Origin of the sequence: Bacillus cereus group sp. BfR-BA-01356, from assembly GCF_022663635.1 — a bacterium.
Taxonomy (GTDB): Bacteria; Bacillota; Bacilli; order Bacillales; family Bacillaceae_G; genus Bacillus_A; species Bacillus_A cereus.
This window is the reverse complement of sequence record NZ_JAKUFX010000299.1, coordinates 1-388: the sequence shown is the minus strand read 5'-3', so window position 1 is coordinate 388 and position 388 is coordinate 1. Positions and strand designations below refer to the sequence as shown.

The window sequence follows — 388 nt, the reverse complement described above, 5'->3', positions numbered from 1 at the left end:
TCAGTTGCTCTACCAATTGAGCTAAGTCGGCTAAATGGTGGAGGATGACGGGATCGAACCGCCGACCCCCTGCTTGTAAGGCAGGTGCTCTCCCAGCTGAGCTAATCCTCCGGATTGCCTGGCAACGTCCTACTCTCACAGGGACAAGGTCCCAACTACCATCGGCGCTAGAGAGCTTAACTTCCGTGTTCGGTATGGGAACGGGTGTGGCCTCTCTGCCATCATTACCAGACTGTATTCATTTAAGACAAGAATCATTGTAACTCATTTAACTTTTAAAGTCAACAAGTTTTTTATATTCTTTCAAAACTAGATAACATTGCTTCATATTATATGGTTAAGTCCTCGATCTATTAGTATTCGTCAGCTCCACATGTCACCATGCTTC

The 388-nt window shown here is 45.4% G+C and carries 1 tRNA gene and 1 rRNA gene; both read right to left on the bottom strand.

From position 1 onward, the window contains the following. Positions 1 to 35 precede the first annotated feature (35 nt). Positions 36 to 111: transfer RNA gene (locus MR168_RS33145), tRNA-Val, on the bottom strand. A 5-nt stretch (positions 112 to 116) separates the two neighbouring features. Further along, a 5S ribosomal RNA gene (gene rrf / locus MR168_RS33140) occupies positions 117 to 232 on the bottom strand. Positions 233 to 388: the final 156 nt, after the last annotated feature.